Annotated in this window: 27 protein-coding genes and 1 tRNA gene; 15 read left to right on the top strand and 13 right to left on the bottom strand. The window is 69.7% G+C overall.

Annotated elements, in window-relative coordinates; all coding sequences use genetic code 11:
• Positions 1-81: 81 nt before the first annotated feature.
• Positions 82-546, bottom strand: a complete 465-nt coding sequence (locus tag OG257_RS20960; protein ID WP_329209614.1) for a GatB/YqeY domain-containing protein — start codon at positions 544-546, stop codon at positions 82-84.
• A 79-nt stretch (positions 547-625) separates the two neighbouring features.
• On the opposite strand from OG257_RS20960, the gene OG257_RS20955 reads away from it, so the two are divergent.
• The 8 genes from OG257_RS20955 (at position 626) to OG257_RS20920 (ending at position 6,583) form a co-directional block, all read left to right on the top strand.
• The gene (locus OG257_RS20955) at positions 626-1,564 is read left to right on the top strand and encodes a metallophosphoesterase (protein ID WP_329209612.1); all 939 of its coding nucleotides are present in this window, start codon (positions 626-628) and stop codon (positions 1,562-1,564) included.
• Positions 1,565-1,674: 110 nt separating this feature from the next.
• Positions 1,675-1,748: transfer RNA gene (locus tag OG257_RS20950), tRNA-Pro, on the top strand.
• Between the two features lie 237 nt (positions 1,749-1,985).
• Positions 1,986-2,147, top strand: coding sequence for a hypothetical protein (locus tag OG257_RS20945; protein ID WP_329209610.1), 162 nt, complete (start codon positions 1,986-1,988; stop codon positions 2,145-2,147).
• Positions 2,148-2,274: 127 nt separating this feature from the next.
• Positions 2,275-2,658, top strand: coding sequence for a VOC family protein (locus OG257_RS20940; protein WP_329209609.1), 384 nt, complete (start codon positions 2,275-2,277; stop codon positions 2,656-2,658).
• 334 nt (positions 2,659-2,992) lie between these two features.
• Positions 2,993-4,249, top strand: a complete 1,257-nt coding sequence (locus OG257_RS20935; RefSeq protein WP_329209608.1) for an LPXTG cell wall anchor domain-containing protein — start codon at positions 2,993-2,995, stop codon at positions 4,247-4,249.
• A gap of 183 nt (positions 4,250-4,432) precedes the next feature.
• Complete coding sequence (gene pyrF, locus OG257_RS20930) at positions 4,433-5,125, top strand: orotidine-5'-phosphate decarboxylase (RefSeq protein ID WP_329209606.1); 693 nt, start codon at positions 4,433-4,435, stop codon at positions 5,123-5,125.
• 71 nt (positions 5,126-5,196) lie between these two features.
• Entirely contained in the window at positions 5,197-5,568 is a 372-nt protein-coding gene (locus tag OG257_RS20925) for a VOC family protein (protein WP_329209604.1), read from the top strand.
• Between the two features lie 166 nt (positions 5,569-5,734).
• On the top strand, positions 5,735-6,583 hold the full coding sequence (locus tag OG257_RS20920; protein WP_329209602.1) for an NmrA family NAD(P)-binding protein: 849 nt from the start codon (positions 5,735-5,737) through the stop codon (positions 6,581-6,583).
• Positions 6,584-6,738: 155 nt separating this feature from the next.
• Here the strand turns inward: OG257_RS20920 and OG257_RS20915 are convergent, their stop codons facing one another.
• Entirely contained in the window at positions 6,739-7,299 is a 561-nt protein-coding gene (locus OG257_RS20915) for an NAD(P)H-dependent oxidoreductase (protein ID WP_329209600.1), read from the bottom strand.
• Between the two features lie 114 nt (positions 7,300-7,413).
• On the opposite strand from OG257_RS20915, the gene OG257_RS20910 reads away from it, so the two are divergent.
• Entirely contained in the window at positions 7,414-8,079 is a 666-nt protein-coding gene (locus OG257_RS20910; protein WP_329209598.1) for a TetR/AcrR family transcriptional regulator, read from the top strand.
• Here OG257_RS20910 and OG257_RS20905 read toward each other — a convergent pair.
• Positions 8,076-9,284, bottom strand: coding sequence for a damage-control phosphatase ARMT1 family protein (locus OG257_RS20905; protein WP_443054447.1), 1,209 nt, complete (start codon positions 9,282-9,284; stop codon positions 8,076-8,078). The genes OG257_RS20910 and OG257_RS20905 overlap by 4 nt on opposite strands.
• 169 nt (positions 9,285-9,453) lie before the next feature.
• Between OG257_RS20905 and OG257_RS20900 the strand changes: the two genes are divergently transcribed.
• The 3 genes from OG257_RS20900 (at position 9,454) to OG257_RS20890 (ending at position 13,370) form a co-directional block, all read left to right on the top strand.
• Entirely contained in the window at positions 9,454-10,131 is a 678-nt protein-coding gene (locus OG257_RS20900) for a hypothetical protein (protein ID WP_329209597.1), read from the top strand.
• Positions 10,132-10,298: 167 nt separating this feature from the next.
• Positions 10,299-12,215, top strand: coding sequence for a molecular chaperone HtpG (htpG, locus tag OG257_RS20895; RefSeq protein ID WP_329209595.1), 1,917 nt, complete (start codon positions 10,299-10,301; stop codon positions 12,213-12,215).
• Between the two features lie 360 nt (positions 12,216-12,575).
• Complete coding sequence (locus tag OG257_RS20890; protein ID WP_329209593.1) at positions 12,576-13,370, top strand: SGNH/GDSL hydrolase family protein; 795 nt, start codon at positions 12,576-12,578, stop codon at positions 13,368-13,370.
• Between the two features lie 89 nt (positions 13,371-13,459).
• Here OG257_RS20890 and OG257_RS20885 read toward each other — a convergent pair whose 3' ends face one another.
• Positions 13,460-14,914, bottom strand: a complete 1,455-nt coding sequence (locus tag OG257_RS20885; protein WP_443054446.1) for an MFS transporter — start codon at positions 14,912-14,914, stop codon at positions 13,460-13,462.
• A 46-nt stretch (positions 14,915-14,960) separates the two neighbouring features.
• Here OG257_RS20885 and OG257_RS20880 point away from each other — a divergent pair, with 46 nt between their 5' ends.
• Positions 14,961-15,524 carry a winged helix-turn-helix transcriptional regulator gene (locus tag OG257_RS20880; protein ID WP_329209589.1) on the top strand — a complete coding sequence of 188 codons (564 nt, stop codon included), beginning with the start codon at positions 14,961-14,963 and terminating at the stop codon, positions 15,522-15,524.
• Positions 15,525-15,561: 37 nt separating this feature from the next.
• On the opposite strand, the gene OG257_RS20875 is transcribed toward OG257_RS20880, so the two are convergent.
• Complete coding sequence (locus OG257_RS20875) at positions 15,562-16,020, bottom strand: nuclear transport factor 2 family protein (RefSeq protein WP_329209587.1); 459 nt, start codon at positions 16,018-16,020, stop codon at positions 15,562-15,564.
• A 50-nt stretch (positions 16,021-16,070) separates the two neighbouring features.
• On the bottom strand, positions 16,071-16,907 hold the full coding sequence (locus OG257_RS20870; protein WP_329209585.1) for a class I SAM-dependent methyltransferase: 837 nt from the start codon (positions 16,905-16,907) through the stop codon (positions 16,071-16,073).
• 90 nt (positions 16,908-16,997) lie between these two features.
• Here OG257_RS20870 and OG257_RS20865 point away from each other — a divergent pair, with 90 nt between their 5' ends.
• Both OG257_RS20865 and OG257_RS20860 read left to right on the top strand, forming a co-directional pair.
• On the top strand, positions 16,998-18,812 hold the full coding sequence (locus tag OG257_RS20865; protein ID WP_329209583.1) for a S9 family peptidase: 1,815 nt from the start codon (positions 16,998-17,000) through the stop codon (positions 18,810-18,812).
• A 157-nt stretch (positions 18,813-18,969) separates the two neighbouring features.
• A complete protein-coding gene (locus OG257_RS20860; RefSeq protein WP_329209582.1) occupies positions 18,970-19,749 on the top strand; it encodes an SURF1 family protein in 780 nt (259 codons plus the stop codon).
• Between the two features lie 160 nt (positions 19,750-19,909).
• Here the strand turns inward: OG257_RS20860 and OG257_RS20855 are convergent, their stop codons facing one another.
• From OG257_RS20855 to OG257_RS20825, 7 genes are all read right to left on the bottom strand, one after another.
• A complete protein-coding gene (locus OG257_RS20855) occupies positions 19,910-21,181 on the bottom strand; it encodes a hypothetical protein (protein WP_329209580.1) in 1,272 nt (423 codons plus the stop codon).
• Positions 21,178-21,753: a SigE family RNA polymerase sigma factor gene (locus OG257_RS20850; protein ID WP_329215230.1), complete on the bottom strand. Its 576-nt coding sequence runs from the start codon at positions 21,751-21,753 to the stop codon at positions 21,178-21,180. Before OG257_RS20850 ends, OG257_RS20855 begins: the two co-directional genes overlap by 4 nt.
• A gap of 359 nt (positions 21,754-22,112) precedes the next feature.
• Complete coding sequence (locus tag OG257_RS20845) at positions 22,113-23,177, bottom strand: aspartate-semialdehyde dehydrogenase (RefSeq protein WP_329209578.1); 1,065 nt, start codon at positions 23,175-23,177, stop codon at positions 22,113-22,115.
• The gene (locus OG257_RS20840) at positions 23,174-24,445 is read right to left on the bottom strand and encodes an aspartate kinase (RefSeq protein WP_329209576.1); all 1,272 of its coding nucleotides are present in this window, start codon (positions 24,443-24,445) and stop codon (positions 23,174-23,176) included. The genes OG257_RS20845 and OG257_RS20840 overlap by 4 nt, the downstream gene beginning before the upstream one ends.
• A 198-nt stretch (positions 24,446-24,643) precedes the next feature.
• Positions 24,644-25,303 (bottom strand): DUF5063 domain-containing protein, encoded by a 660-nt coding sequence (locus OG257_RS20835; protein WP_329209574.1) that lies wholly within the window; start codon positions 25,301-25,303, stop codon positions 24,644-24,646.
• A gap of 71 nt (positions 25,304-25,374) precedes the next feature.
• A complete protein-coding gene (recR, locus tag OG257_RS20830) occupies positions 25,375-25,974 on the bottom strand; it encodes a recombination mediator RecR (RefSeq protein ID WP_031090791.1) in 600 nt (199 codons plus the stop codon).
• 74 nt (positions 25,975-26,048) lie between these two features.
• Entirely contained in the window at positions 26,049-26,384 is a 336-nt protein-coding gene (locus OG257_RS20825) for a YbaB/EbfC family nucleoid-associated protein (protein WP_277329769.1), read from the bottom strand.
• Between the last annotated feature and the right edge of the window lie 49 nt (positions 26,385-26,433).

Raw genomic sequence — 26,433 nt, 5'->3', positions numbered from 1 at the left:
AGGGCAGGCACGGACATGAAGGAGGGCGCCCCCCGGACCGGGGGGCGCCCTCCTTCGTCACCCCGTACGCCTCGCCGGCTCTCAGCCCGCGAGGAGCTTCTTCACCGTGGCGGCGACCCGGCCGCCCTCGGCGAGACCCGTCACCTTCGGGTTCACGATCTTCATGACGGCACCCATCGCGCGCGGCCCCTCGGCGCCGGCGGCCTTCGCCTCCTCGACCGCGGCGGCGACGATGCCCGTCAGCTCCTCGTCCGTGAGCTGCTTGGGGAGGTACGCGTCGAGCAGCTCGCCCTCCGCCCTCTCCCGCTCGGCCGACTCGGTCCGGCCGCCCTGTGCGAAGGCCTCGGCCGCCTCGCGGCGCTTCTTCGCCTCCTTGGCGATCACCTTCTGCACCTCGTCGTCGGAGAGCTCGCGCGACGTCTTGCCGCTGACCTCTTCCTTGGTGATCGCGGTGAGGGTGAGCCGGAGGGTGGACGAGGTGAGCTCGTCACGCGCCTTCATGGCCGTGGTGAGGTCTTCCTTGAGCTTGGACTTGAGCGTGGTCATGCGGCGATTGTGACAGGTACGGGGCACCTGCCGCCCGCCGGTTTTCCTCTCGCCGCACCGTGTCTGCGACGATGGGCACATGCGCGCACGCTACGGAGTACCCCTGAAAGTCACGGCAGTCGGCGCAGCGGTCGGTGCCGCCGGCCTCGTGTACGCCGCCGGATTCGAGGCCCGCTCGTTCCGCCTGCGACGGATCGCGATCCCCGTACTCCCGCAAGGAGCACGCCCGTTGCGCGTACTCCAGGTCTCCGACATCCACATGGTGAGCGGCCAGCGCAAGAAGCGCGCCTGGCTGCAGTCACTGGCAGGGCTGCGCCCGGACTTCGTGGTGAACACCGGCGACAACCTCTCCGACCCCGAGGCGGTGCCCGAGCTGCTCGACGCCCTCGGCCCGCTGATGGAGTTCCCCGGCGTGTACGTCTTCGGCTCGAACGACTACTACGGTCCCAAGCTGCGCAACCCGGCCCTCTACCTCCTGGAGAAGATGCAGGGCAAGCACGGCCTCAACGGAAACGCCCCGGCGGTCGGCGTTGTCCACAACCCGTGGGAGCCGATGCGGGACGCCTTCGACGTGGCGGGCTGGCAGAACCTGTCCAACACGCGCGGACACCTCAAGCTGGACGGCCTGGAGCTCGGGTTCACCGGCCTGGACGACCCGCACATCAGGCGGGACCGCTACGCCGAGGTCTCCGGCGGCCCCGAAACGGGCGCCGACCTCTCGATCGGCGTGGTCCATGCCCCGTACCTGCGCTCCCTGGACGCCTTCACCGCGGACGGCTACCCCCTGGTCCTGGCGGGCCACACCCATGGGGGACAGCTCTGCATCCCCTTCTACGGTGCCCTCGTCACCAACTGCGACCTGGACACGGACCGAGTGAAGGGCCTCTCCAGCCACACGGTCGGCGACAAGCGCGCCTACCTCCACGTATCGGCCGGCTGCGGCACGAACCGCTACACCCCGGTCCGCTTCGCCTGCCCGCCGGAGGCGACCCTGCTGACACTGACCCCGCGCGACTGAGGGTGACCGGGTACTCACGGCGGCCCCGTGCCGACCGAGACAAAACCGGATTTCGCCTCCGGCCACCGGTGGGCTAAAGTAATCGATGTCGCCGGGCAACCGGTGGGCATCGGGGTGTAGCGCAGCTTGGCAGCGCGCTTCGTTCGGGACGAAGAGGTCGTGGGTTCAAATCCCGCCACCCCGACAGCCGAAACACCAGGTGAGGCGCCTAGGAACGTTCCTAGGCGCCTCACCTGTTTTCGTGTGCGTGACTGCCTGTGCGACTACGGTTACGGATCTGCCTGCCGCCCCTGGCCACTGTTCCCGTCCGGATCACCGGGCGGATCCGCTTCCGGTTGGCCTCCTCGATGGCGGTGGTCCGGTAACCGCACGACCGTCGTCAGGCACGGCGCTCGCCCGCTTGAAGGACGAGGGAGGCCCCGTGCACGACGTCGCCTTCCTGGTGCAGGGCCCGCTGCACCTGTATTGCCTCTTGGTGTTCGTCTGGGAACTGGACCGCCAGACCCGCGGACGGGATCCGAGGAAGCCGTGGCTCTTCTCCGCGGTAGCAGCGATCGCTCTTGCTGAACTGCTCGAAGGCTGAGTTCCTCACCGCACGACAACGGCACCGCACTTGGGCGCGGCGGACCGGGGCCCGCGACGAAAGTGCTGGCGCCGTTTCGCCGCAACTCGGTAGCCGACCGTGCGGTGCTTCAGGCAGGCTCTCGTGCATGGTCTCGGTATTGCAGAACGTGGCGGTCGACTGTGCGGATGCCTATGCGCTGGCTCGGTTCTGGAGTGAGGTGCTCGGTTCTCCGCTGCATCAGGATGACGAGCCGGGTTCGCCGGAGGCCGAGGTGATGCTGCCCGAGGGCCCGCTGCTGCATTTCAACCAGGTGCCGGAACGGAAGACGATCAAGAACAGGTTCCACCTGTGCCTGCGCCCTGAGACCACGCGCGAGGAGGAGGTCGAGCGACTGCTGAAGCTCGGGGCCACCCTCGTCGACGATCGCCGGGAACCCGATGGCGCCGGCTGGGCTGTCCTCGCGGACCCCGAGGGCAACGAGTTCTGTGTGCTCCGCAGCGAGGCCGACCGCGCAGCGATGTCTTCCTGACGCTCACCCACGCAACGGCCGGATGCTCCGCGGCAGTTGGTCACGGCCATCCGTTGACCGCAGCGACGAGGACGGTCGCTTCGTAGCGCCGGGGAGGTCGCGGGACGACGCGTCCAGGACCATGTGGCCTTCCTCACAGCGAAAGCGCACGCAGTGAAAGCAACTGCACCCTTTCGTCTTTTCTGTCTGTCCCCGTGGCGCGGCGACGGCCGGAACGGGTGAAGAAATCGTGATGAGTGATCGTTGGCGCGGCCATACGATCACCTCAAGTCGCATCTGCGTGTCCCATTCCGCTGCGACCCCTTCTTTCTTTTTCGGACCCCGAAGGGCTCTTGTGAAGATTCGCCGGATTCTTGCCACAGCCGTTGCCGCCGCAGTGACCACACCTGCCCTCCTGCTGTCGGTCACCCCCGCGTTCGCCGACGACAAGCCGGCTTCGCAGACGCAGGAAAAGCCCTCCATCGCGGAGCTGGAGAAGGCCGCGGAAGCAGCGCAGGCGGTGTACGACGCCGCCGTACTGGCCGAGAAGGCCGCCCTCGCGGCTCTGAAAGCGTTCGAGTCCGATACCCACCCACTGACCGAGGCGGTCGCGGCAGCCAAGACCGCTGCGGCCTTGGCCACTACGGCCAAGGCCGAGGCCGACCAAGCGGTCATCGACGCCCAGGCTGCGGTCGATGCCCTTCCGGAGACGGCCACCGAGGAGGAGAAGACCGCCGCGGCGACGACTCTCACCGACGCGGAAAGCGCCGCCGTCACCGCCTCCGATGCCAAGGCCGCCGCCGATGCCGAGGTCGTGGCAGCCGACGAGGCGCGTGACGACGCGCGGGTCGCCGCGGCCCGGGCAATCGGCGAGGCGCAGAAGGCCACCAAGAAGGCGCTCGCCGACAAGAACGCCGCCGACGAGGCGCTGGCCAAGGCGAAGGAAGAGGAGGCCGAGGAGGGCGAGGACTGCGTCCCCGAGGCCAAGCTCACCACGGTCGTCACCGGTCTGCCGTCCACAGTCGTCGCCGGCACGAAGGTCAACTTCAAGCTCCGGGTGACCAACGGCACCGACAAGACGATGGACGAGGTGCTTCCCTTCGTCTACGTCCACGCGACCGACCAGAGTGGGTTCAACGACATCGACGACCTGGTGCACCTGCAGTGGTCGTCCGCCTCCTCCTCGAAGTGGGAGACCGTCGACAACGAGCACTACATGGACGCCATCAGCCCGCTGAAGGCCGGCGCCCACGCCGACGTGAAGATGCGCCTCACGATCGACGCCTCGGCCCCCGCGGGCAATGGCGTCACCTTCGTCGCCGGTGACTACTTCAACGACAACGGCACCTGCGGCGGGACCCCGGACCTCGAGGGCTACGAGTTCCTGATCGCCGCCGCCGGCACCAAGCCCGGCAAGGTCCCCGATGCCAAGCCCACCACCTCGAACCTCACGCCGCAGAGCGGCGCGTCGGCCACACCCGTAAGCGGCAGCCTCGCCGCCACGGGCTCGTCCGGGACCTCGCAGCTCGCCCTCGCGAGCGGCGCGGCCATGGCGATCGGCGCCGGCGCGGTGTTCGTCGTACGCCGCCGCAAGGCCGGCTCGCACGTCTGACGCATGAGCCGGGGCGCCCGCCGGGCACCCCGGCCCACGCGCTGACCGCCCAACGGGCCCGACACCGAACGGTGTCGGGCCCGTTGTTGTGGCACGGGAGTTCGGAGCGCACGGCACGAAGGGGTCCGTAGGAGGAGGCAAGGCCCTCTTCGCGGCCCGCATGCCCCGTACGAGAATGGCGCCGTGAAGTCACCCGGTCCGATCATCGTTGCCCTGGATTTCGACAGTCGCCGAGCGGCTGAAGCGGTCGTCGACCGACTCGGCGGCGAGTGCCGCTTCTACAAGGTCGGGGAGCTGCTCACAGCGGCAGGCCCCGACCTCGTCAGGCACCTCGTCGCGCAGGGCCATGAGGTGTTCCTGGACCTGAAGCTCTTCGAGATCCCGAACTCCGTTTCCGGAGCGGTCCGTGCCGCGGGCTCACTCGGTGCGTCGATGGTGACGGTCCACAGCATGGGCGGCACCGGCATCATGGCCGCCGCGGTCGCCGCGGCCCGCGACTTTCCCCGCCTGCGTGTCCTGGCTCTGACCGTCGTCACCAGCATGACCGGCACCGACCTCGCCGACATCGGGGTCGCCGACCCGGCCGGGGAGCAGGTGCTGCGCCTGGCAGGGCTGGCGCGGAAGGCCGGATGCCATGGCGTGATCGCGTCGCCGCAGGAGACCGCGCAGTTGCGCGGCCTGTTGGGCCCCGACTCCCTGATCGTGACTCCAGGAGTCACGCTGCCCGGTGAGTCCGGGGCCGACCACGCCCGCCCCGGTACACCGCGTGCTGCCGTCGTCGCCGGTGCCTCGCACATTGTCGTGGGGCGGTCGGTCACACGAGCGGCAGACCCCGCAGCGGCGCTCCGACTGGTCCGCACCGACGCGGGGCTGTAACCCCAAGCACCTTCGGTCCGGGCCCCGTTCGTGACAACCGGCCCGGTCCGTCACGGGGCACACTGGCCGACATGCCTCTCTCGCTGCACCACATCGTCATCGACGCCCACGACCTGCCCGCCCTGGCCCGGTTCTGGGCCGAGGTGCTGGGCTGGCGCATCCTGTCCGAGCGGGAGCGTGAGGTCGTGATCGGGCCGGACGAGTCCGCCCCGGTGGGCATCTGCTTCATGCCGGTGACGGACCGCAAGGTCGTCAAGAACCGTCTGCACCTGGATCTGACCAGCGGTGCGAAGGACAGGGAGGCGGAGATCGAGCGCGTCCTGGCACTCGGCGCCCGCAGGGTGGACGTCGGGCAGAGCGGCAACGAGTCGTGGACCGTGCTGGCCGATCCGGAGGGGAACGAGTTCTGCGTCGTCCGTCCGAAGGAGACCCTCATCGGCTAGGCCCTCGGGGCGTAACCGGCGAAGCCTGCCGCCGGTTACGCGTCAGCCATGCTCCTCCGGTGCGGCGCACACAAGCACGGTCATGCCCGCGATCCGTCCTGCCAGCTGTACGCGATCGCAGGCGTAGCGGACAGAACCTGACCTAATGCCCTCCTATGGTCGAGCCATGACACAGACGCAGAAGATTCTTGTCACCGGCGCCACCGGAACTGTCGGCCGTCAGGTCGTCGCCGAACTGGTCTCCCGCGGCCACGCGGTCCGTGCCCTCACCCGGGATGCGTCGAAGGCCGTCTTCCCGGCGGGCGTCGAGGTCGTTCAGGGCGACCTGACCGAACCCGACAGTCTGATCCCGGCTCTGGAGGGCGTCACGGGCCTTCACTTGATCACCTTCGGCGCCCATTTCGCTCCGCTGGAGACAGGCCCGCGGATCATGGAGCTGGCGCGCGCGGCAGGCGTGCACCGGGTCACGGTGCTGCACGGTGGCGGTTCGTCGCCGCTGGAGGACGCCGTGCGTGCCGAGGACGGTGTGGAGTGGACCGTGCTCATGCCGGTCGAGTTCATGGCCAACGCCCTGGAGTGGGCGGGCGGGATCTCGGCCTCGGGCGAGGTTCGCGAGCCGTTCGTGTCCCGGCTCAGCGCCATGGTCCACGAGGGCGACATCGGCGCCGTCGGCGCGGTCGCCCTCACGGAGGAGGGCCACGGGGGCCAGGAGTACGTGCTCACCGGCCCCGAGCTGCTGACCGTCGGCGACAAGGTGGCGACGATCGCCGCCGCCCGCGGCAGGGAGATCGCCCTGGTCGAGCTGACCGAGGAGGAGGCTGTCGCGCAGTGGCGGGCAGCGGGCATGCCGGAGGGAGTGATCGGCTTCCTGCTCGAGGCGTACGGGAACACACCGGAGGTGGGCCGTACGGTCGTCGACACCGTCGAGAAGGTCACCGGACGTCCGGCGCGCACGTTCACCCATTGGGCTGCGGAGCACGTGGACGCCTTCGTCGCACAGCCCCTCGCGTCCTAGCCCACACCGCACGGAGCGCCGCAGGAGCGCCGCAGGACAGCAGGCCGACGGACACCGCGCAGCTGCGCCGCCCGGCGCGAGCGCGGGCGGCGCAGTGACGTGTGTACGAACGGCGGCGCGGCATCCTCGGCGCGCCGCCGTCGGGGTGAGCTGCGTCAGGCAGCCGCGGCGGCGGTCCGCTCGGTGACCTGGCGGATGACCTCGGTCAGCGAGGTGACGACCTCGGCGTCGTCGGCCGGGTGGATCTCGGCGAAGCGGGTCACGGAGCCGGCGATGGACAGCTTGGCGTCCTCGAGGACGGCGCCGCCCGCGATGCCGACTGCCTTGCGGGCATCGTCCTGGGCCCAGACGCCGCCGAACTGGCCGAAGGCGGTGCCGACCACGGCGGCCGGCTTACCGGTCAGGGCGCCCGCACCGTACGGGCGCGACAGCCAGTCGATCGCGTTCTTCAGCACGGCCGGCATGGTGCCGTTGTACTCCGGCGAGAACAGCAGGAAGGCGTCGGCCTGGCCGGCTGCCTCACGCAGTCGGGCGGCAGCGGCGGGGACGCTGCCCTCGACGTCGATGTCCTCGTTGTAGAAGGGCACCTCGGCGAGGCCCTCGAACAGCTCGACGTCGGTGCCCGTGGGCGCGTGCTTGGCGGCGGCCTCGGCGAGCTGACGGTTGTGGGAGCCGGCGCGGAGGCTGCCGACGAGGGCGAGGATGCGTACAGACATGGGGAACTCCTGGGAGACGGAGACTGCGGAGCAAGCGGACCACGGTCCGTTTAAAGTTGTACCACCTAAACGGACCACGGTCCACTTTTTCTTCCCTGGCGTTAGGCTGAAGCCATGACCGGTCCCGTCCCTCCGCCCTCCAGGCCGCCCGAAGCCGGCGAGGAGCGGACACATCTCCCGCTCGCGCCGGCCGGTGAGCCGCCGGAGCAGCTGCGGGCGGACGCGGCGCGCAATCGCACGCGTCTGCTGGACGCCGCCTCCCGCCTGCTGACCGGGTGCGGCGCGGCGGACCTCACCATGGAATCGGTGGCCAACGCCGCAGGAGTGGGCAAGGGCACCGTCTTCCGGCGCTTCGGCGACCGCACCGGCCTCCTCCTCGCGCTCCTCGACCATCGCGAGGGGCTGCTCCAGGCCGCCTTCCTCTCAGGACCGCCACCCATGGGACCGGGCGCCCCCGCAGTGGAGCGGCTGCACGCCTTCGGCCCCGCCGTCATGCGCCACGAACGAGGTCACCACGAGCTGATCCTGGCCTCCCGCACCGATCCGCTGCGCGCGTACGCCGTCCCGGCCAACCGTCTGCGACTGAGCCATATCACCATGCTGCTGCGCCAGTTGGACGTCGCCGGCAACCCGGAACTCCTCGCACACACCCTGCTGGGATCGGTCGACACCGCCCTCGTGCACCATCTGACCCGCGAACGCGGCTTCACGCTCGATCAGTTGGAGCAGGGCTGGCACGACCTCGTGACCCGCCTCGTGGAGAAGCCGCCGCAGCCCTAGGATCCGCCCCGGCCGCGCGCCTGGATCAGGGCGTGCGTGCCACTGGTGCGCCAGGCCCCGCCCGATGCGTCGAGCGCGCTCAGCGTCTGCGGCTCCAGCCCGACGACGACGTCGGACTTCAACGTACGCAGCGCGGCCACGGGCCCGGGGAAGTACGCCGTACGGTCCGCGAAGGGCGTCGTCGGGTCCCACAGCCGGTCGCCCACGAGACGGCGGTAGTTGAGGTCGCCCTTCAGGATCGTGAGCGCACCGGCCCCCCATTCCTCACGCAGGTCCTCGGGCATCTCCTCGTACGGCAGCGGCGCGCAGAAGAACGCATGGGCGCGTACCTCCAGGCGCCCCGCCCCCATCGCCTCCCAGAGACGCCGTCCGATCCCGCCAGCGGCACCCGGTGCCCGGACGAGGCGGCGCAGGGAATCGACGACGTCGGCGGTCGTCGCGTCGGAGACGTAGTACGGACCTGGCTTCACGTGCAGCACGGCACGCTCCGCACGACCTCGGCGCAGCAGGTGGTCGATCAGGACCAGGTCGGGGATCAGCTCCCGGCCGGCATTGTCCGCCACCACGGAAACAGTCGCCGGGGCCCCCACGGGAAGCAGCGACCACAGCAGGGCGCTGTCGTCGGCGACAAGCCCGGGGTCCGCTTCCCCCATGGGTTCGTCCGCGGCCACCCGGAAACCGAGATCGGCGCGGTTGCCCCAGAGCGAGGCGTGCAGCAGAGCCGTCGCCCGCTCGTCGGCCGGGGCGTCGGCGAGCCGGCCCAGGGAACGGAACTCGTCGTCGACCGCGCTGCCGTTCAGTTCCGCCAGCTTGAAGGGCGCGAAGGGGTCGATGCCCTGCCACGGTCCTTCGTCGAAGTACTCGATGGCCGCGAGGAGCCTGCGGTAGAAGTAGCTCTCGGCCCAGAGGAACGGGGCGTCGAACCACGACCGCCCGAAGTGCTCGCGCCCCCAGGCCTGCCAGATTCCGTGGTCCGGGTCCGCGGCGTCGAGCGGCTCCACGACCCCGTGCGTGATCTCGTCCAGCAGCGCATCGAGTGCCCGGTGCTGTCGGGGACCGTACGGAAAGGCATCGCGCACCTGCTTGATCAGCGCCGGATGGCGCTCGGCCAGCACGCCCCGGGCGAACGAACCGGGCTCGTTGCCGAGGATCACCGGTGCACCGGAGTCTCCTGCCGTCGCTGAAGCCGCTCGCATATCGCCCATGCGCCCCAGTCTGCCGGGTCACGAGGCGGGTCGGCCGGACGGGGAGGGCGGGGCGACCCATAGCCGTATACCCACGACTCCTAGGGGTTGAAGGTATACGGCAGCCCGTGCCACACTTCCAGCGATACCCAAGAGGGCTTGGGGCATCAACTATCAGGGGGCTGGTTCGATGATCCACATCACGTTGGGCGACATGAAGTCCGTCGAACCCGAGGACGACTTCCTCGGACGCTCGGTCATCGGCTGGAGTCCCGGCATGACCGACGATCAGCTGTACGAAGCCGGGCGCGGCTGCTGGGTCCTCGGCGCCCGCGCCGACCGCGAGCACTACGCGCTGATCAGCGCCCACGGCATCGTCCGCCAGGCCATCCGGATCGAGGGAATCGCGCCGGCCGGGCCCGCACGCCGGGCCATCGAGGGGACTGTCCTCAGGGCGGGCGAGGACCCCGTGTACGACGCCTTCGTCGGGAAACCGTCCCCCGTCGAGGGGGCGCGCAACCCCATCACCTACTTCGACTCCCCCCACGGCGCCCGCACATGCGCCTGCGGTTGCGACGCACGCGTCGCCCTCGGGCACTTCCTGCCCGGGCACGACCAGATCGCCCTCCACAAGCGTGTGGCCCTGATCGGCACGGTCTACGAGTTCATCAACTGGTTCGACGAGACCCACGGCGGGCTCGTCTACGTCACGGCCTCGGGCGACAAGTGGCACCTCAAGGAGGACTGCCCCGGCATCAAGGCCGGACAGAGGACGGCCGGCATCGACCACAAGGTCGAGGAGACCAGCCGAGCCCGGGCGGCAGCACGCGGCAAGAGCCCGTGCGGCAACTGCGCCACCGGCCCGTGAGTCCCATCGCCCCCTGTGGGCAAGCTGCTTGAGGCAGCGGGCCGGGCGCCTCCACCCCGGCGCCCGGCCCGCTGAACGCATCCGGGAACCGGCACATGAGCACCGCGAGGGCTGGTTACGATATGTCTCGGCTCAGATGACTTACCCCAGAAAGGGAACCTGCACCCATGCCGGCCGAGACATTCGAGTTCCAGGTAGAAGCGCGTCAGCTCCTGCAGATGATGATCCATTCGATCTACTCGAACAAGGACGTCTTTCTGCGGGAGCTCATTTCCAATTCCTCGGACGCACTCGACAAACTGCGCCTTGAAACTCTCCGTGACGACACACTCCAGGCGGACTCTTCCGACCTCCATATCGCCGTCGAGGCAGATAAGGAGGAGCGCACGCTGACCGTGCGCGACAACGGAATCGGAATGTCGCACGACGAGGTCGTGCAGTTGATCGGAACGATCGCGAACTCCGGAACGGCGAAATTCCTGCAGGAATTGAAGGAAGCCAAGGACTCCGCAACGTCCGAGGAACTCATCGGGCAGTTCGGTGTCGGTTTCTATTCGAGCTTCATGGTGGCCGACGAGGTCACGCTCCTCACCCGGCGCGCGGGTGAGAGCCAGGGCACGCGCTGGACGTCCAGCGGCGAGGGAACGTACACCGTCGAGTCCGTCGACGACGCCCCGCAGGGCACCGCGGCCACTCTGCGGCTCAAGCCCGAGGACACCGAGGACCAGCTCTTCGACTACACGTCGCCCTGGAAGCTCAGGGAGATCGTCAAGCGCTACTCGGACTTCATCACCTGGCCCATCCGCATGGCCGCCGCGACGGCGGGCGAGGACGGAGCAGCGCCCGAGACCGAGACGGTCAACTCGATGAAGGCGCTGTGGGCCCGGTCGAAGAACTCCGTGACCGATGAGGAGTACAGCGAGCTGTACAAGCACATCAGTCACGACTGGACGGACCCGCTCGAGACCATCCGCATGCAGGCGGAGGGCACTTTCGAATATCAGGCACTGCTCTTCCTGCCGTCCCACGCACCGCAGGACCTGTTCATGCAGGGGCACAAGCGCGGCGTTCAGCTCTACGTCAAGCGCGTGTTCATCATGGATGACTGCGAAGCGCTCATGCCGACGTATCTCCGCTTCGTGAAGGGCGTAGTCGACGCGCAGGACCTGTCGCTCAACGTGTCGCGGGAAATCCTTCAACAGGACCGCCAGATCGAGCTGATGCGCCGCCGGCTGGTCAAGAAGGTTCTCTCCACGGTGAAGGACATGATGTCCGCCGCCCCGGAGAAGTACGGGACGCTCTGGAAGGAATTCGGCCGGGTTCTCAAGGAAGGCCTGCTCCAGGACTTCGAGAACCAGGACGCGATCCTGGAGATCTCCTCGTTCGCCTCCACCCAGGACGAGGAGGGGCTGACCACGCTGCGCTCGTACGTGGAGCGCATGAAGGAGGGTCAGGAGCAGATCTTCTACATGACGGGCGAGTCACGCGCGGCCATGGAGAGCTCGCCCCACATGGAGGCCTTCCGCGCCAAGGGCTTCGAGGTCCTCCTCCTGACGGATCCGGTCGACGAGGTCTGGGTCCAGTCCGTGCCGGAGTTCGACGGCAAGCAGTTGCAGTCGATCGCCAAGGGCGAGGTCGACCTCGACACCGACGAGGAGAAGAAGCAGGTCGAGGCGGAGCGCGAGAAGCAGCAGCAGGACTACGCCGGTCTGCTGACCTGGATGACCGAGCAGCTCGGCGAGAACGTGAAGGAGGTCCGGCTCTCCTCGCGGCTCACCGTCTCACCCGCGTGCATCGTCTCGGACACGCACGATGCCACCCCTGCCCTGGAGAACATGTACCGCGCCATGGGCCAGGAGGTACCGCACATCAAGCGGATCCTCGAGCTCAACCCCTCGCACCCGCTGATCGGCGGACTGAAGAAGGCGCACGCCGAGCAGGGGGAGGGCACGGACGCCGGTACGGAGCTGGCCGAGGCGGCCGAGCTCGTCCACGGGCTCGCACTCCTGTCGGACGGTGGCGAACTGAGCGACCCGTCGCGCTTCAGCAGGCTGATGGCGGACAGGCTGGAACGCACGCTGTAGACAGACCCACCACCCGAACCGCGGCCGCCAGGTGCTCCTGGCGGCCGCAGTCGTGTTCGGGGTGCGAAGGCAGTTGTGAAGGCGGATTCCCACGGCGTACGGGCGCCGCGCGGCCGCGAATCGTACGTCTCATGGTGACGCAGAGGAGTCACGGGGATGGCTCGGATGATCCACAACTTCACCCATTCGAGGGCCAGTTGAAGGTTTATCTACGCGCGGAGCATCGACCCCCGAACGATCATTCGGGCATATCAGACGACTTCCTGCAGCGCCATTACCGGCGGGTACCGGGAGCTGCTACAAACATGCTCGCCCCACGAACTCCCCACCCGTCCCCCACACTTCGAAGGGCTGGCAGTCATGTCAGTACGAACCTTCTGGGCCTCCGCATCCACCCTCGCCATCGCCGCCGTGGCCGCACTCGGCATGGCACAGCCGGCGTCCGCCGCCGGCGACAACTACGTAGCTCTCGGTGACTCCTACTCCTCAGGTGTAGGCGCCGGGAACTACACCTCGGAAAGCGGTGACTGCATGCGCAGCACCAACGCCTACCCGTCCCTCTGGGCAGCCGCGAACGCTCCGTCGTCGTTTAAGTTCGTCGCCTGCTCGGGCGCGACGACGGGCTCCGTCTCCAGCGGTCAGCTGGGCGCGCTGAGTTCATCGACCACGTTGGTCAGCGTCACGGCCGGCGGCAACGACGTCGGGTTCGCGGACGTCATGCAGACCTGTGTCCTGCAGAGCGAGGCCACGTGTGTGAGCCGCGTGAACACGGCGATCTCACAGGTGCAGAACTCGCTGCCGGCGAGCCTCAACTCGCTTTACGGAAACATCCGTTCAAGGGCACCGCAGGCGCATGTGGTCGTGCTCGGCTACCCGCGCTTCTACAAGCTCTCGGGCAGTTGCATCGCCGGGCTCACGGAGACCGAGCGCGGGGCGATCAACAACGCGTCCAACGTCCTGAACGGAGTGCTCGCCAAGCGGGCAGCGGACGCCGGGTTCACCTTCTCCAGCGTGGTGGACGAGTTCACGGGTCACGAACTGTGCTCGGGTGACGCCTGGATCCACAGCGTGTCGATTCCGATCTCCAACTCCTACCACCCCAAGGCGATCGGGCAGTCGAACGGGTATCTGCCCGCCTTCCGCTCTGTGGCGTAACGCGCGTAGAAACCCCTCAGTCAGGCGGCGGCACCACCGGGTTCGTCCGTTCCGGTGGCGCCGCCGCACTGCTGTCGGTGGGGAAGAGCTCAGGCACGGCGGACTTCCGGCGCGGGGCGGGGCAGCGTCAGTGCCGCGGCGGCTGCGAGTACGGCGGTGGCGACCGCCACCCACCAGCCCTGGCGGAACCCGTCGAGGGCCGCTTCGGAGGCGGCGGGGGTGCCGAGCAGGGTGACCATCAGGGCTACACCCAGGACGGCACCGGTCTGGCGGGCCATGGTGGTGACGGCCGATCCGGTGGCGAAGCGGGTGGGCGGCAGGGCTGCGGCCGCCGCGCCGACCAGGGTGGGGAGCGCGAAGCCGACCCCGATGCCGGTGATCAGCATGCCGGGGAGGAACCCGGTTGCGTACCGGGGGTCGGTGCCGAGCGCCGTGGCCCACCAGGCCAGTCCCGCCCCGAACAACAGGCAGCCGAGAGCTGCCGTCCGGCCGGCGCCCAGGCGGCGCACGACGGGGCCTGACGTGACGGCGAGCAGCGGAACGACCAGGGGCCCTGGGGCGATCGCCAGGCCCGTACGGATCGCCGAGTACCCCCACACCTGCTGACACCAGAGCACCGAGGTGAGCAGCATCGCCGCGAAGGCGACCGTGAAGAGCAGGGCCGCCAGCGTGGCGGCGGCGAAGGCGGGGGTGCGCAGCAGGGGAAGTTCGATCACCGGAGCCGCGTGCCGGGCGGAGCGCAGCAGAAATGCCGCGGTGAGGACGACAACCGCGAGGAGTGCGACGACGACTCCGGGCGAACTCCAGCCCCAGGCATCCGCCTTGACCAGTCCGAGCGCCAGGGCGCCGATCGCCAGGGTGAGGAGCGCAGCTCCCACGAGGTCCGGGAGGCGGCCCTCACGGTCCGGGCGGGTGTCGGGCAGCAGCCTGGCCCCGGCGACCAGACCGACCACACCGACCGGCACGTTGACCAGGAACACCCAGCGCCAGTCGGCCTCGACGAGCAGCCCGCCGACGACCGGGCCGAGGCCGGCGGCTATCCCGCCGATCGCCGCCCAGCCGCGAATGGCCTGCGGGCGGCGCTCCGGCGGGGTACCGACGAGAAGCAGGGCGAGCGACGTCGGAATCAGGGCCGCGGCACCGGCCGCCTGGAGGACGCGGGCAGCCACCAGCCAGCCGACGTCGGGCGCGAGGGCACAGAGGGCGGAGGCGACCGTGAAGACCGCCAGGCCCAGCAGAAAGCCACGGCGGTGGCCGTACCGGTCGGCCAGCCGGCCCGCGACGACGAGCAGCGCGGCGAAGACGATCGCGTACGCGTTGAGCACCCACGAGAGCGAGGAGAGCGAACTGCCTTCGAAGGAGTCGCCCAGCGCGGGGACCGCGACGTTGACGATGAACAGATCGAGGTTCACGACGAAGACTCCGGCCGAGACGATCCAGACGGAGCCGCGAGAAGCACGGGAGGCAGTGGGTGCGGCGGATGCGGGGTCCTGGTGCGCTCGGGGGCGCGGGGAAGCAGGTGGGTTTGATTCTCCAACTGTCATGACGGCAAGCTAGCGCCAGTGAGTTTGAGATGGCAACCTAGTAGGGATGAGTGCCTCGGAAAGTCCTGCCGCCAACCACCCGGCCGACCCTGCCGCAGCCCGCCCGGCCGCGCCCCGCCCTGCCGCTGCGCTGCCCGGGCGGCCCTGTTCCGCCGCCGCCACGCTCCAGGTGGTGGGCGAGAAATGGGCGCTGCTCGCGGTGCGCGAGATCTTCTTCGGCAACCACCGGTTCGAGGCGATCGCCCGCAACACCGGTGCGCCCCGCGACCGGCTCGCCGCCCGGCTGCGCACGCTGGAGGAGGCGGGGGTGATCGAGCGGCGGCCCTACAACGAGCGCCCGCCGCGCTACGAGTACCACCTCACGCCATCCGGCCGGGATCTCGCTCCGGTGATCCGGGCCCTGCTGGACTGGGGCGACCGCTGGGTCAACGAGGAGCCGCCGGTGGTCATGGTCCACGATCCCCGCACGGCGAAAGCCGAGGAGTCCGCGCACGACCTCGATGCCGCATGGGTCTGTCGTACCTGTGGCGAGGAGGTCGCCATGAACACCCTCACCGTGGACGTCCGCGCCCCCGGCTGGGACCGGGCAGGCCCGGTCGCGGCGTCGTAAGCAGCCGCGGTTCGGCCGGCAGGAGGGACGGGGTGGTTCAGTACCGCTCGACCAGGTGCTCCCGCCCCGCCGGGGGCTCGTAGGGCTCGGGCCAGAAGTCCGTGACCGCGGTGATCAGCCCCTGGGTGTCGAACGTGAAGAAGTGGATGGCGTGCATCCGGTCGGGGCCATCCGTGACCAGCGTCCGGGCGGCAGCCTGCAACCCCTCCCCGTCGGCCACGATCCGCTCGATCCGGACGTGCCAGTCCCCCGGAAAGTCCCGGTTGAACGCGACGTACCGCTCCTTGCCGAGGATCCGCTCACGGCTCTGCGGCAGGTCGTAGACCACGTCGTCGGCGAGCGTCGCGGCGAAGGCGGCCCAGTCGCGGGCGTCGGCCGCGGCCCAGTACGCCTCCACCGCGCCCCGCACCTCGGCCGTTCCGACAGCCCTGCCGGAGCTGCTTCCGGCCCCGTCCGCTCTGTCCGTCCTGCCAGCCGTGTCAGCCGTCTCAGTCATGGGAACGAGTGTGACCCCTGCCACTGACAATCGGCCGCAGATCCTGCCGGTCAGCCGCTGACCGGGCGCGACGCCTTGACCGAGTACATCATCGGGATCCGCGGACGGTCCGCCGCGAATCGGTAGTAGCCGTCCGCGTGCCGCTTCAGCGCCGGGTAGCGCGCGAAGAGCGAGGCGTCGTGCTCGTGCAGGAAGTCGATCCGCAGCCCGGCCGCGGCCAGCGCCGAAACCACCTCGCCGACCGGGTGCTGCCATTCGACGCTGCGGTTGTGGACGGTCTCGGCGTCGAAATCGGCGTACGTGCCCGGCGTCTTGTCCACCCAGGGATCACGGCTGAAGTAGTCGTACGTGATCGTCGAGCCGGTCTCGTCGTCGAGGCAGTCGGTCAGCGGATGGAACTCGGCGAGGTAGAGAAATCCGCCCGCCGCGACCAGCGAGGCGGCGATCTCCGCCCACCGGTCCACGTCCGGCAGCCAGTTCAGCGCACCGAGCCCGGTGTAGACGATGTCGTACGAGGAGTCGGGCACGGCCTGCGCCGCGTCGTACACATCGGCGGCCACGAACGCCGCTCGCTCCGGCGGCAGTCCCAGCGAACGGGCCAGCCCGCGGGCCGTCTCGACTGCGGGTTCGGAGAAGTCGAGGCCGACGACGTGCGCGGCGCCGTGACGGGCCCAGGAGAGGGTGTCGAGTCCGATGTGGCACTGCAGGTGCAGCAGCGTCCGGCCGGTGACATCTCCGACCTCGGCGAGCTCGAAGTCGCGCAGGGCGTCCTTGCCTGCGCGGAAGGCGTCGAGGTCGTAGAAGTCGCCGGCGGCGTGAATGGCCACGCGTTCGTCCCAGCGCGCACGGTTCGCTTCATGCCAGTCGTCAGGCGTCGGTGCATACATGCCGGGAAAGTTACCCACAGGCTGGGGGTGCGTGCGAACAGTTATCCACAGGCCTCCCGGCTCCGCAGCCGAATCGGGTTGGATGGGGTCATGAGCGACACACAGAACGACCCGTCCGTACCTGAGTGGGAGCAGCGCTTCCGCGCTGCCCGCGTGTCCCTGCCCGACTGGGCGGAGGACGCTCCCGACCGCTCGCTCTTCGTCTCCAACGCGACCGGCACGTACGAGCTGTACGCATGGGACCGGGCGACCGGGGAGCAGCGCCAGGTGACGGACCGGCCCAACGGGACGACCGATGGGGTGCTGACGCCGGACGGCGAGGCCGTCTGGTGGTTCGCCGACACCGACGGCGACGAGTTCGGCGTGTGGATGCGGCAGCCCTTCGGCGGCGGCGCGGACGAGCCGGCCGCACCCGGTCTGGAGCCGTCCTACCCGGCCGGTCTCGCGATCGGACGGGACGGGACAGCGGTGGTCGGCCGGTCCACGGACGAGGACGGCACGACCGTCCACCTCGTGCGCCCCGGGTCCGAGCCGGTCGTGATCTACCGGCACCGGGAGTCCGCCGGGGTCGGAGACCTGTCGCACGACGGCAGTCTGATCGCCCTCGAACACACCGAGCACGGGGATGCGATGCACTCCGCGCTGCGGGTCGTGCGGCCGGACGGTTCGACGGTCGCCGAGCTGGACGACACCGAGGGCGGTACGAAGGAGCTCGGCCTGTCGGTGCTGGGCTTCGCCCCCGTGGCAGGTGACACCCGGCTGCTCGTCGGGCATCAGCGCCGCGGCCGCTGGGAGCCGATGATCTGGGATCCGGTAACCGGGACGGAGACGGATCTCCCCGTCGATCTGCCCGGCGATGTGGGCGCCGAGTGGTATCCGGACGGGTCCGCGCTGCTGATCGAGCACGGCTTCGAGGCGCGCAGCGAGCTGTGGAGGTACGAGCCGGGCGCGAAGGGCCCGGTGCGCGTCGAGACCCCCGCCGGTACGGTGTCGGGCGCCACGGCCCGCCCCGACGGCACGGTGGAGTACCTGTGGTCGTCGGCCGCGCAGCCGCCCGCCGTACGGGCCACGACGGGCGCGGTCGTCCTCGATCCGCCCGGCGCGAAGGCTCCGGCTTCCGTGCCCGTGCAGGACGCCTGGGTGGACGGGCCCGGAGGCCGCATCCATGCCCTGGTGCAGACGCCCGCCACCGGTGACGGACCGTTCCCCACCATCTTCGAGATACACGGCGGGCCCACCTGGCACGACAGCGACGCGTTCGCGTCCGGTCCGGCCGCCTGGGTGGACCACGGTTTCGCCGTCGTGCGGGTCAACTACCGCGGGTCGACCGGTTACGGGCGCGCCTGGACGGACGCGCTGAAGCACCGGGTCGGGCTGATCGAGCTGGAGGACATCGCGGCGGTCCGGGACTGGGCGGTGAAGTCGGGGCTGGCGGACCCGGCGCGGCTGGTCCTCGCCGGCGGCTCGTGGGGCGGCTATCTGACCCTGCTCGGGCTCGGCACGCAGCCGGACTCCTGGGCGCTGGGACTGGCGGCGGTCCCGGTCGCGGACTACGTCACCGCGTACCACGACGAGATGGAGGCCCTGAAGGCGATGGACCGCACACTGCTGGGCGGGACACCGGAGGAAGTACCGGATCGGTTCGAGGCGTCGTCCCCGCTGACGTACGTGGATGCCGTGCGCGCGCCGGTCTACATCTCGGCGGGAGTCAACGACCCGCGCTGCCCCATCCGCCAGGTGGAGAACTACGTGGACCGCCTCGCCGCGCGCGGCGCCGTCCACGAGGTGTACCGGTACGACGCGGGGCACGGCTCGCTCGTCGTGGAGGAGCGGATCAAGCAGGTCCGGCTGGAGCTCGATTTCGCGCTGAGGCATCTGGGGCAGGCAGCCGGGACGGACAGCTGAAGCGGACGGGGGCGACGGGCAACGCGGACAGTCCACTCGGCGGGGCGTCCTGGTGGGCAGCCGGGACGGGCAACGGGCCCGTCCGGCAGGGGTAGGGCGCGAATAAATGGGGCACCCCGCTCCGGGCTCCCGGAGCGGGGAACCGTACCGTGGAGGGGTGTACCGGTTCCTGCTGACCCCGCGATGGTGGGGGATCAACCTCTTCGTCGTGCTGGCCATCCCGTTCTGCGTGTTCATGGGCACCTGGCAGCTCGGCCGCTTCGAGGACCGCGTGCAGTCGCACGAGGAGGCCGAGAAGCAGCCCGATCCGGGCACCCGGACCGCGAAGCCGCTCGCCGAGCTGCTGCCCGTGGACCAGGAGACCTCCGGCCGGCCCGCTGTCACGACCGGGACGTACGCCGACCAGTTCCTGGTCCCCGGGCGCAAGCTGGACGACCGTGACGGCTTCTACGTGCTGAATCTGCTGCGTACCGACAGCGGCAAGGCCCTCCCGGTCGTACGGGGCTGGCTGCCCGGCACCGCGGGTCGCGCGGACGTGCCCGCGGCTCCGGCCGGTGAGGTCACCGTGACCGGCGATCTGCAGGCTTCCGAGAACACCGGCAGCGACGGTGTCAGCACCAGGGGCGGGCTCCCCGAGGGGCAGCTCGGCATGATCAGCGCCGCGTCCCTGGTGAACCTCGTCCCGTACGACGTGTACGACGCCTGGGTGACCCTGACGGAGCCCGAGGCGGGTGGCTCGGGCGGTTCGATGAAGCCCGTGCCCGCCGCGGCGGCACAGGGCAGCGGGCTCGACCTGAAGGCCTTCCAGAACCTCGGCTACACCGGCGAGTGGTTCGTCTTCGGCGGCTTCGTTCTGTTCATGTGGTTCAGGCTGCTGCGCCGCGAGGCGGAGGCCGCACGCGACGTGGAGCTGGGACTCGCGGCCGACGCCGACTGAGGCGTACGGGCGCAGGAGGTACGCGAGAGGCAGAAGCACACAGGCCCAAGCACGCGAGAGGCCCGCCGGATCCTGTCCGGCGGGCCTCTCGACGTACGTACCGTCGTACCGTCGTTCCGTCGTTCCGTCGTTCCGTCGTTCCGTCGTTCCGTCGTTCCGGCTACGAGGCGTTCAGTACGCCCGTGCGGTAGATCGTGCCCGCGCAGGCGTGGGAGATCGTGGTCTCCGCCGTCGGCGCTCCCACCTCCGGGGTGTGCGTCACCGCGACGCTGCCGTCCGCCGGGCCATCGTCCGCGCTGCCGAACTGCGGTGCCATGTCCGCCGTCGTCCCCGCTCCGGCGGCACCACCGCCTCCGTCGCCCTCGGTGGGCGTCGGGCTGGGTGAACCGCCGGTGGTCGGGCAGTTCTCCGTCGGCACCCAGGCGAACTGCACCTCGTACGCCATCGTCGGCTTCAGCAGCACCGTGCCCGGCTCCAGCGACGGATCCGGCAGCCCGGCCGCCGGGTCACCCGCGGCATGCTGCACGACCGCGATCTTCTGCGCGTCGGCGGCACCCGCCACCTGGAAGCCGACCGTGCCGTTGCTGGTCACCGAACAGCCCTTGTCGGACGCGTTGGCGATCCTGAAGGTGCCGTACACCTTGCCTTCCGCATCCGCCTCGCCCGACTCGGCGGAGGCGACGCGGAGCTGGCTGGGGTCGCAGGCCGGCAGGGCCGCCACCTCGGACTGCGGCAGGTCGTCGACGCCCGTCCCGCTGCCCTCGGAGTCCGAGCCCTCGTCCTGCGACGGCGCCGTGGAGTTGCCGGCCTCGCCGTCGCTGCCCTCGATCTGCTGATCGGCGGGGTCGGCGTTCTGACCGCTGTCGGCCACGGCACCGGAATCATCGCCGTTGCCGCCCTGGGCCTGCTCGCCGTGACCGGCGATAGCCGGATTGGCGCTGTTCGAGCCGTCCGAATTCGCCACGTGGACGAACGCGGGCACCGCCGTGCCGATCAGCAGCGCCGCAGCCGCCGCGCCCACCACGGCCTGACGCCGCTTGGCGCGCCGCGCGGGCACCGCACGGTGCAGACGGTCGAGCGTGCCGTCCGGGGGTTCGAGGGTCCGGACCGCGCCATGGAGCATGCGGCGCAGCGCGGCCTCGTCCATGTCCGTACCGCCGCGGCCGCTCCCGAAGAGCTCGGTCAGCGTGCCGCCTCCGCCGGACGCAGCAGCATGGGCCCCGCCGGTGGTATCGGCTCCGTCCGGGGCGTCGGCCCCGTCCGTCGCGCCGGTCCCGCCGGAGGCGGCGACGCCCTCGCCCGCGGCCACGTTCTTGCCCTGCTCGCCCTGGCCGCCGTGCTCCGGCTCGGTGTTCGGGGTCTTCTCCGGCCCGTGGTTCACAATTCCGTTTCCAGTCCGGTCATCGTCGTGCCTGTGCTCGGGTCCGCTCATGCCTGCGCCTCCATCACGACGCGCAGTGCCGCAATTCCCCGGGAGCCGTACGCCTTCACCGAACCGAGCGATATACCCAGCGTCTCCGCGACCTGGGCCTCCGTCATGTCCGAGAAGTAGCGCAGCACCAGCACCTCGCGCTGGCGGCGCTGCAGCCCCTTCATCGCCTTGATCAGCGCATCGCGCTCCAGCTGGTCGTAAGCCCCCTCCTCGGCGCTCGCCATGTCCGGCATCGGCTTGGACAGCAGCTTCAGCCCGAGGATGCGGCGGCGCAGCGCGGACCGGGAGAGGTTGACCACCGTCTGCCGGAGGTACGCGAGCGTCTTCTCCGGATCGCGCACCCGGTTGCGCGCCGAGTGCACGCGGATGAACGCCTCCTGCACCACGTCCTCGCAGGACGCGGTGTCGTCGAGAAGGAGGGCCGCGAGGCCCAGCAGCGAACGGTAGTGGGCGCGATACGTCTCGGTGAGATGGTCGACCGTGGTTCCTGCCGCCACCGTCTCGTCAGCGCCCTCTCGCTGCGACGGCAGCGCGGTGGGCCGCGCAGCGGGCATGGGCGCAATCACCGGCATACCGCCGGCTGCGCGGGGCCGCCGGAGCGAGCGCACCGAAGCGCCGCGCAACGGGCCCACCACTGTGATGTCGAGAACCTCTGCCACGCCAGTTGGACACGCTTCCCCCCGTCAGGGTTGTACGCGAACGGCACCGCGTTCGATGCTGTGCGACATGCCCTCATTCGTACCTGCTCTTCCCCAAATGCCCCGAAAACGCATCCAGCCTCGCAAGAAGTGACGGCATAGACGCGCCGCATCCGGCTAGCGGTTGCAGGAGGCCAGGAGATCATCGTCGGATATGGCAACGCCCCAGCTCAAGAGGTTCAGACCAGCAAGTTGCTCACAGGGCGTACACAGATCCTACAAAACGGGTTCGATCAACCTCGAGGGAATTCCTTGGCCACGGCTTCGGCGATCTGGGCCACGTTGAGAGCCGCACCTTTTCGGAGGTTGTCTCCGCAGATGAACATCTCGACCGCCCGCGGATCGTCCATCGACTGCCGTACCCGCCCCACCCAGGTCGGGTCGGTGCCCACTACATCGGACGGCGTGGGGAAGTCGCCGGCCGCCGGACTGTCGAACAGCACCACTCCGGGCGCGGTCGCCAGGATCTCGTGCGCCCGGTCCACCGCCACCTCGTTCTCGAAGCGTGCGTGGACGGACATGGAGTGCGTCGCGATGACGGGGACGTAGACGCAGGTCGCCGTGACCTTCAGTTCCGGCAGGCCCAGGACCTTGCGGCACTCCCGGCGGATCGCGAGCTCCTCGGACGACCAGCCGCCCCCCGCGTCGGCGCCCGCCCACGGCACCACGTTCAGCGCGACAGGAGCCGCGAAGGGGCTCTTCTCCCCGTCTCCCAGCGCCCGGCGTACGTCCCCGGGACGGGTGCCCAGCTCCGTACCGGCCACCAGCGACAGCTGCTCGCGGAGCGCGGCGACGCCGTCGCGACCCGCGCCACTCACCGCCTGGTAGGACGAGACGATCAGCTCCCGCAGCCCGAACTCGGCATGCAGAGCGCCGACCGCGACGATCAGCGACAGCGTCGTGCAGTTCGGGGACGCGACGATGCCGCGCGGCCTCAGCCGCGCGGCATGCGGGTTGATCTCGGGGACGACCATGGGCACGTCGTCGTCCAGGCGGAACGCCGCCGAGTCGTCGATGACCACGGCACCCTTGGACGCGGCGACCGGCCCCCACAGCGCGGACACCTCGTCCGGCACCAGGAACAGGGCCACGTCCACGCCGTCGAACACGTCCTCGCCGAGCGCGAGGACCTCGGTCTCCTCACCGCGCACGACCAGCTTGCGGCCGGCCGAACGCGGAGAGGCGATCAGTTTCACCTCGCCCCAGACATCCGCGTGCTCGGAGAGGATCTGGAGCATGACGCCACCGATCGCCCCGGTCGCACCTACGACCGCGAGCGAAGGGCGGCGCTGCGTCATCGGCCGCTGCCCCCGTACACGACAGCCTCGTCGGAGTCGCTGTCGAGACCGAAGGCGGTGTGCACGGCGCGCACGGCCTCGTTGACGTCGTCGACCCGGGTGACCACCGAGATGCGGATCTCGGACGTCGAGATCAGCTCGATGTTCACGCCGACGTCGGACAGCGCCTCGAAGAAGAGCGCGGTGACGCCCGGGTTGGTCTTCATACCGGCGCCGACCAGGGAGATCTTGGCGATCTGGTCGTCGTAGCGCAGCGACTCGAAGCCGATGCCCGCCCGGGCGCGCTCCAGGGCGTCGATGGCCTTGCGGCCCTCCGCCTTGGGCAGCGTGAAGGTGATGTCGGTCAGACCGGTCGACGCGGCGGAGACGTTCTGGACGACCATGTCCATGTTGATCTCGGCGTCCGCGATCGCACGGAAGATCGCCGCGGCCTCGCCGGGCTTGTCGGGCACGCCGACGACCGTGACCTTGGCCTCGGAGACGTCGTGGGCGACTCCGGAGATGATGGCGTGCTCCACCTGCTGGTCCCCTTGCGGCTCGTTGCTGACCCAGGTGCCGCGCAGTCCGGAGAAGGACGAGCGCACGTGGATCGGGATGTTGTAACGGCGTGCGTACTCGACGCAGCGGTGCAGCAGCACCTTGGAGCCGGACGCGGCCAGCTCCAGCATGTCCTCGAAGGAGATCCAGTCGATCTTCTGGGCCTTCTTGACGACCCGGGGGTCGGCGGTGAAGACACCGTCCACGTCGGTGTAGATCTCACAGACCTCGGCGTCCAGCGCTGCGGCCAGCGCGACAGCGGTGGTGTCGGACCCGCCGCGGCCGAGGGTGGTGATGTTCTTGCCCTCCTGGCTCACACCCTGGAACCCGGCGACGATGGCGATGTTGCCCTCGTCGATCGAGGTCCTGATGCGGCCCGGCGTGACATCGATGATGCGCGCTTTGTTGTGGACCGAGTCGGTGATGACACCGGCCTGGCTGCCCGTGAACGACTGGGCCTCGTGGCCCAGGTTTTTGATCGCCATCGCCAGCAGGGCCATGGAGATCCGCTCTCCGGCGGTCAGCAGCATGTCGAACTCACGCCCGGCAGGCATCGGTGACACCTGCTCGGCGAGATCGATCAACTCGTCCGTCGTGTCGCCCATCGCGGACACCACGACAACCACCTGGTTGCCGTTCTTCTTGGCATCGACGACTCGCTTGGCGACGCGCTTGATGCCCTCGGCATCGGCTACGGAGGAGCCTCCGTACTTCTGCACGACAAGGCCCACGTGCGCTCCTCGCTCAATAATGTTCCGGTCGGCTCAGTTTAACGAGCAGTCCGGAATCGACCCGCCCTTACCAGATGGTGAGATGTCCCGCCCACCAGATGGTCCGGCGTGTCGACCCGAACTGCTCGTGACCGTCTGCTGCCCACTGCCCTGCCCCGCACGCCTGTTTGTGTCCCAGGCCACAGGAGTGGCCGGGTGTCACTTGACCGGCCGCAGCCCCAGTGGTCCCGCGATCTCCTCCGCCATCACACGGCCCGCCTCCTCGGCCAGGTCGTCCTCGCCCGGGTCCTGGTCCGTGTCCAGGCCGTCGAGCTCCTGGAGGGGCTGGTTCAGCCGGATGTGGGCGATCAGGGACTGGAGGGCGCGCAGGGTCGCCGACGCGGTGGAGCCCCAGTTGGAGAAGTACGAGAACTGCCACCACCACATGGCCTCGGCGGTACGGTCCGCCTCGTAGTGGGCCAGGCCGTGGCCGAGGTCCGTGACCAGGTCGGCCAGGTCGTCGGAGATGCGGTGCGGAACGGGCGACTTGCGGGGCTCGTACGGGTCGAAGACCTCGGAGTAGACGTCGATCGGCTCCAGGAGGGCCGCGAAGCGCTCACGCAGGCCGTCGGCGTCCGGTTCGGGGCCCAGATCCGGCTCGTAGCGCTCGTCCGGGAGGATGTCCTCGTACGCGCCGAGCCTGCCCCCCGCCAGCAGGAGCTGGGAGACCTGGAGGAGCAGGACGGGGACGGCCTCCTCCGGCTCCTCGGCCTTGGACACCTCGGTGACCGCGACGATGAACGTCTTGATCTGGTCCGCGATCTGGACGGCGAAGTCGTCCGGGTCCTGCGTGACGGAGTTCAGCGTGGCGTCAGACATCGAGGAGACCTCCCGTGGGCACGGTCGCGGACGGTGGGTAGAACATAGCGTCGCCGTACGTAAAACCGCCGTCAGACATCGAGCAGCCGCCTCCCCTCGAACGCGCGGCCGAGGGTGACCTCGTCCGCGTACTCCAGGTCGCCGCCCACCGGCAGGCCGCTGGCCAGCCGCGTCACCCGCAGGCCCATCGGCTTGACCATCCGCGCCAGGTACGTCGCGGTGGCCTCGCCCTCCAGGTTGGGGTCCGTCGCGAGGATCAGCTCCGTGATGGAACCGTCCGCGAGCCGGGCCAGCAGCTCACGGATGCGCAGATCGTCGGGGCCGACACCCTCGATCGGGCTGATCGCGCCGCCGAGGACGTGATAGCGGCCCCGGAACTCACGGGTCCGCTCGATCGCGACGACGTCCTTCGGTTCCTCGACCACGCAGATGACCGTGCGGTCGCGGCGCGCGTCCCGGCAGATCCCGCACTGCTCCTGCTGGGCGACGTTGCCGCAGATCTCGCAGAAGCGGACCTTGTCCTTGACCTCGAGGAGGGCATGGGCGAGACGGCGTACGTCGGTGGGCTCCGCCTGCAGGATGTGGAAGGCGATCCGCTGCGCGCTCTTGGGGCCGACGCCGGGCAGCCTGCCCAGTTCGTCGATGAGCTCCTGAACCACGCCTTCGTACAACGGAAACGCCTTTCCCTATTCGTGCTCGTACCGTAGCCCGTACGCCCGGGTAGCCACAGGTCCCTGCGTGAAGGTCAGAAGGGGAGACCGGGCATGCCGCCCAGGCCCTGCGCCAGCGGGCCCAGCTTCTGCTGCTGGAGCTGCTGGGCGTTCTCGTTCGCCGCCTGCACCGCGGCCACCACCAGGTCGGCGAGCGTCTCCGTGTCCTCCGGGTCCACCGCCTTGGGGTCGATCACCAGGGCGCGGAGCTCGCCGGACCCGGTCACGGTGGCCTTCACCAGACCGCCGCCCGCCTGACCCTCGACCTCGGTCCTCGCCAGCTCCTCCTGGGCCTCGGCAAGATCCTGCTGCATCTTCTGGGCCTGCTGGAGCAGCTGCTGCATATTGGGCTGGCCACCACCGGGAATCACTGTCACTCCTGGCATTTCGACGACGAATTGTTTCGGTACGCCGAGCCTA

This window comes from Streptomyces sp. NBC_00683 (genome assembly GCF_036226745.1).
In the GTDB taxonomy this organism is placed as follows: Bacteria; Actinomycetota; Actinomycetes; order Streptomycetales; family Streptomycetaceae; genus Streptomyces.
The sequence above is the reverse complement of the archived record's forward strand: the minus strand, read 5'-3'. Positions and strand labels throughout refer to the sequence as shown.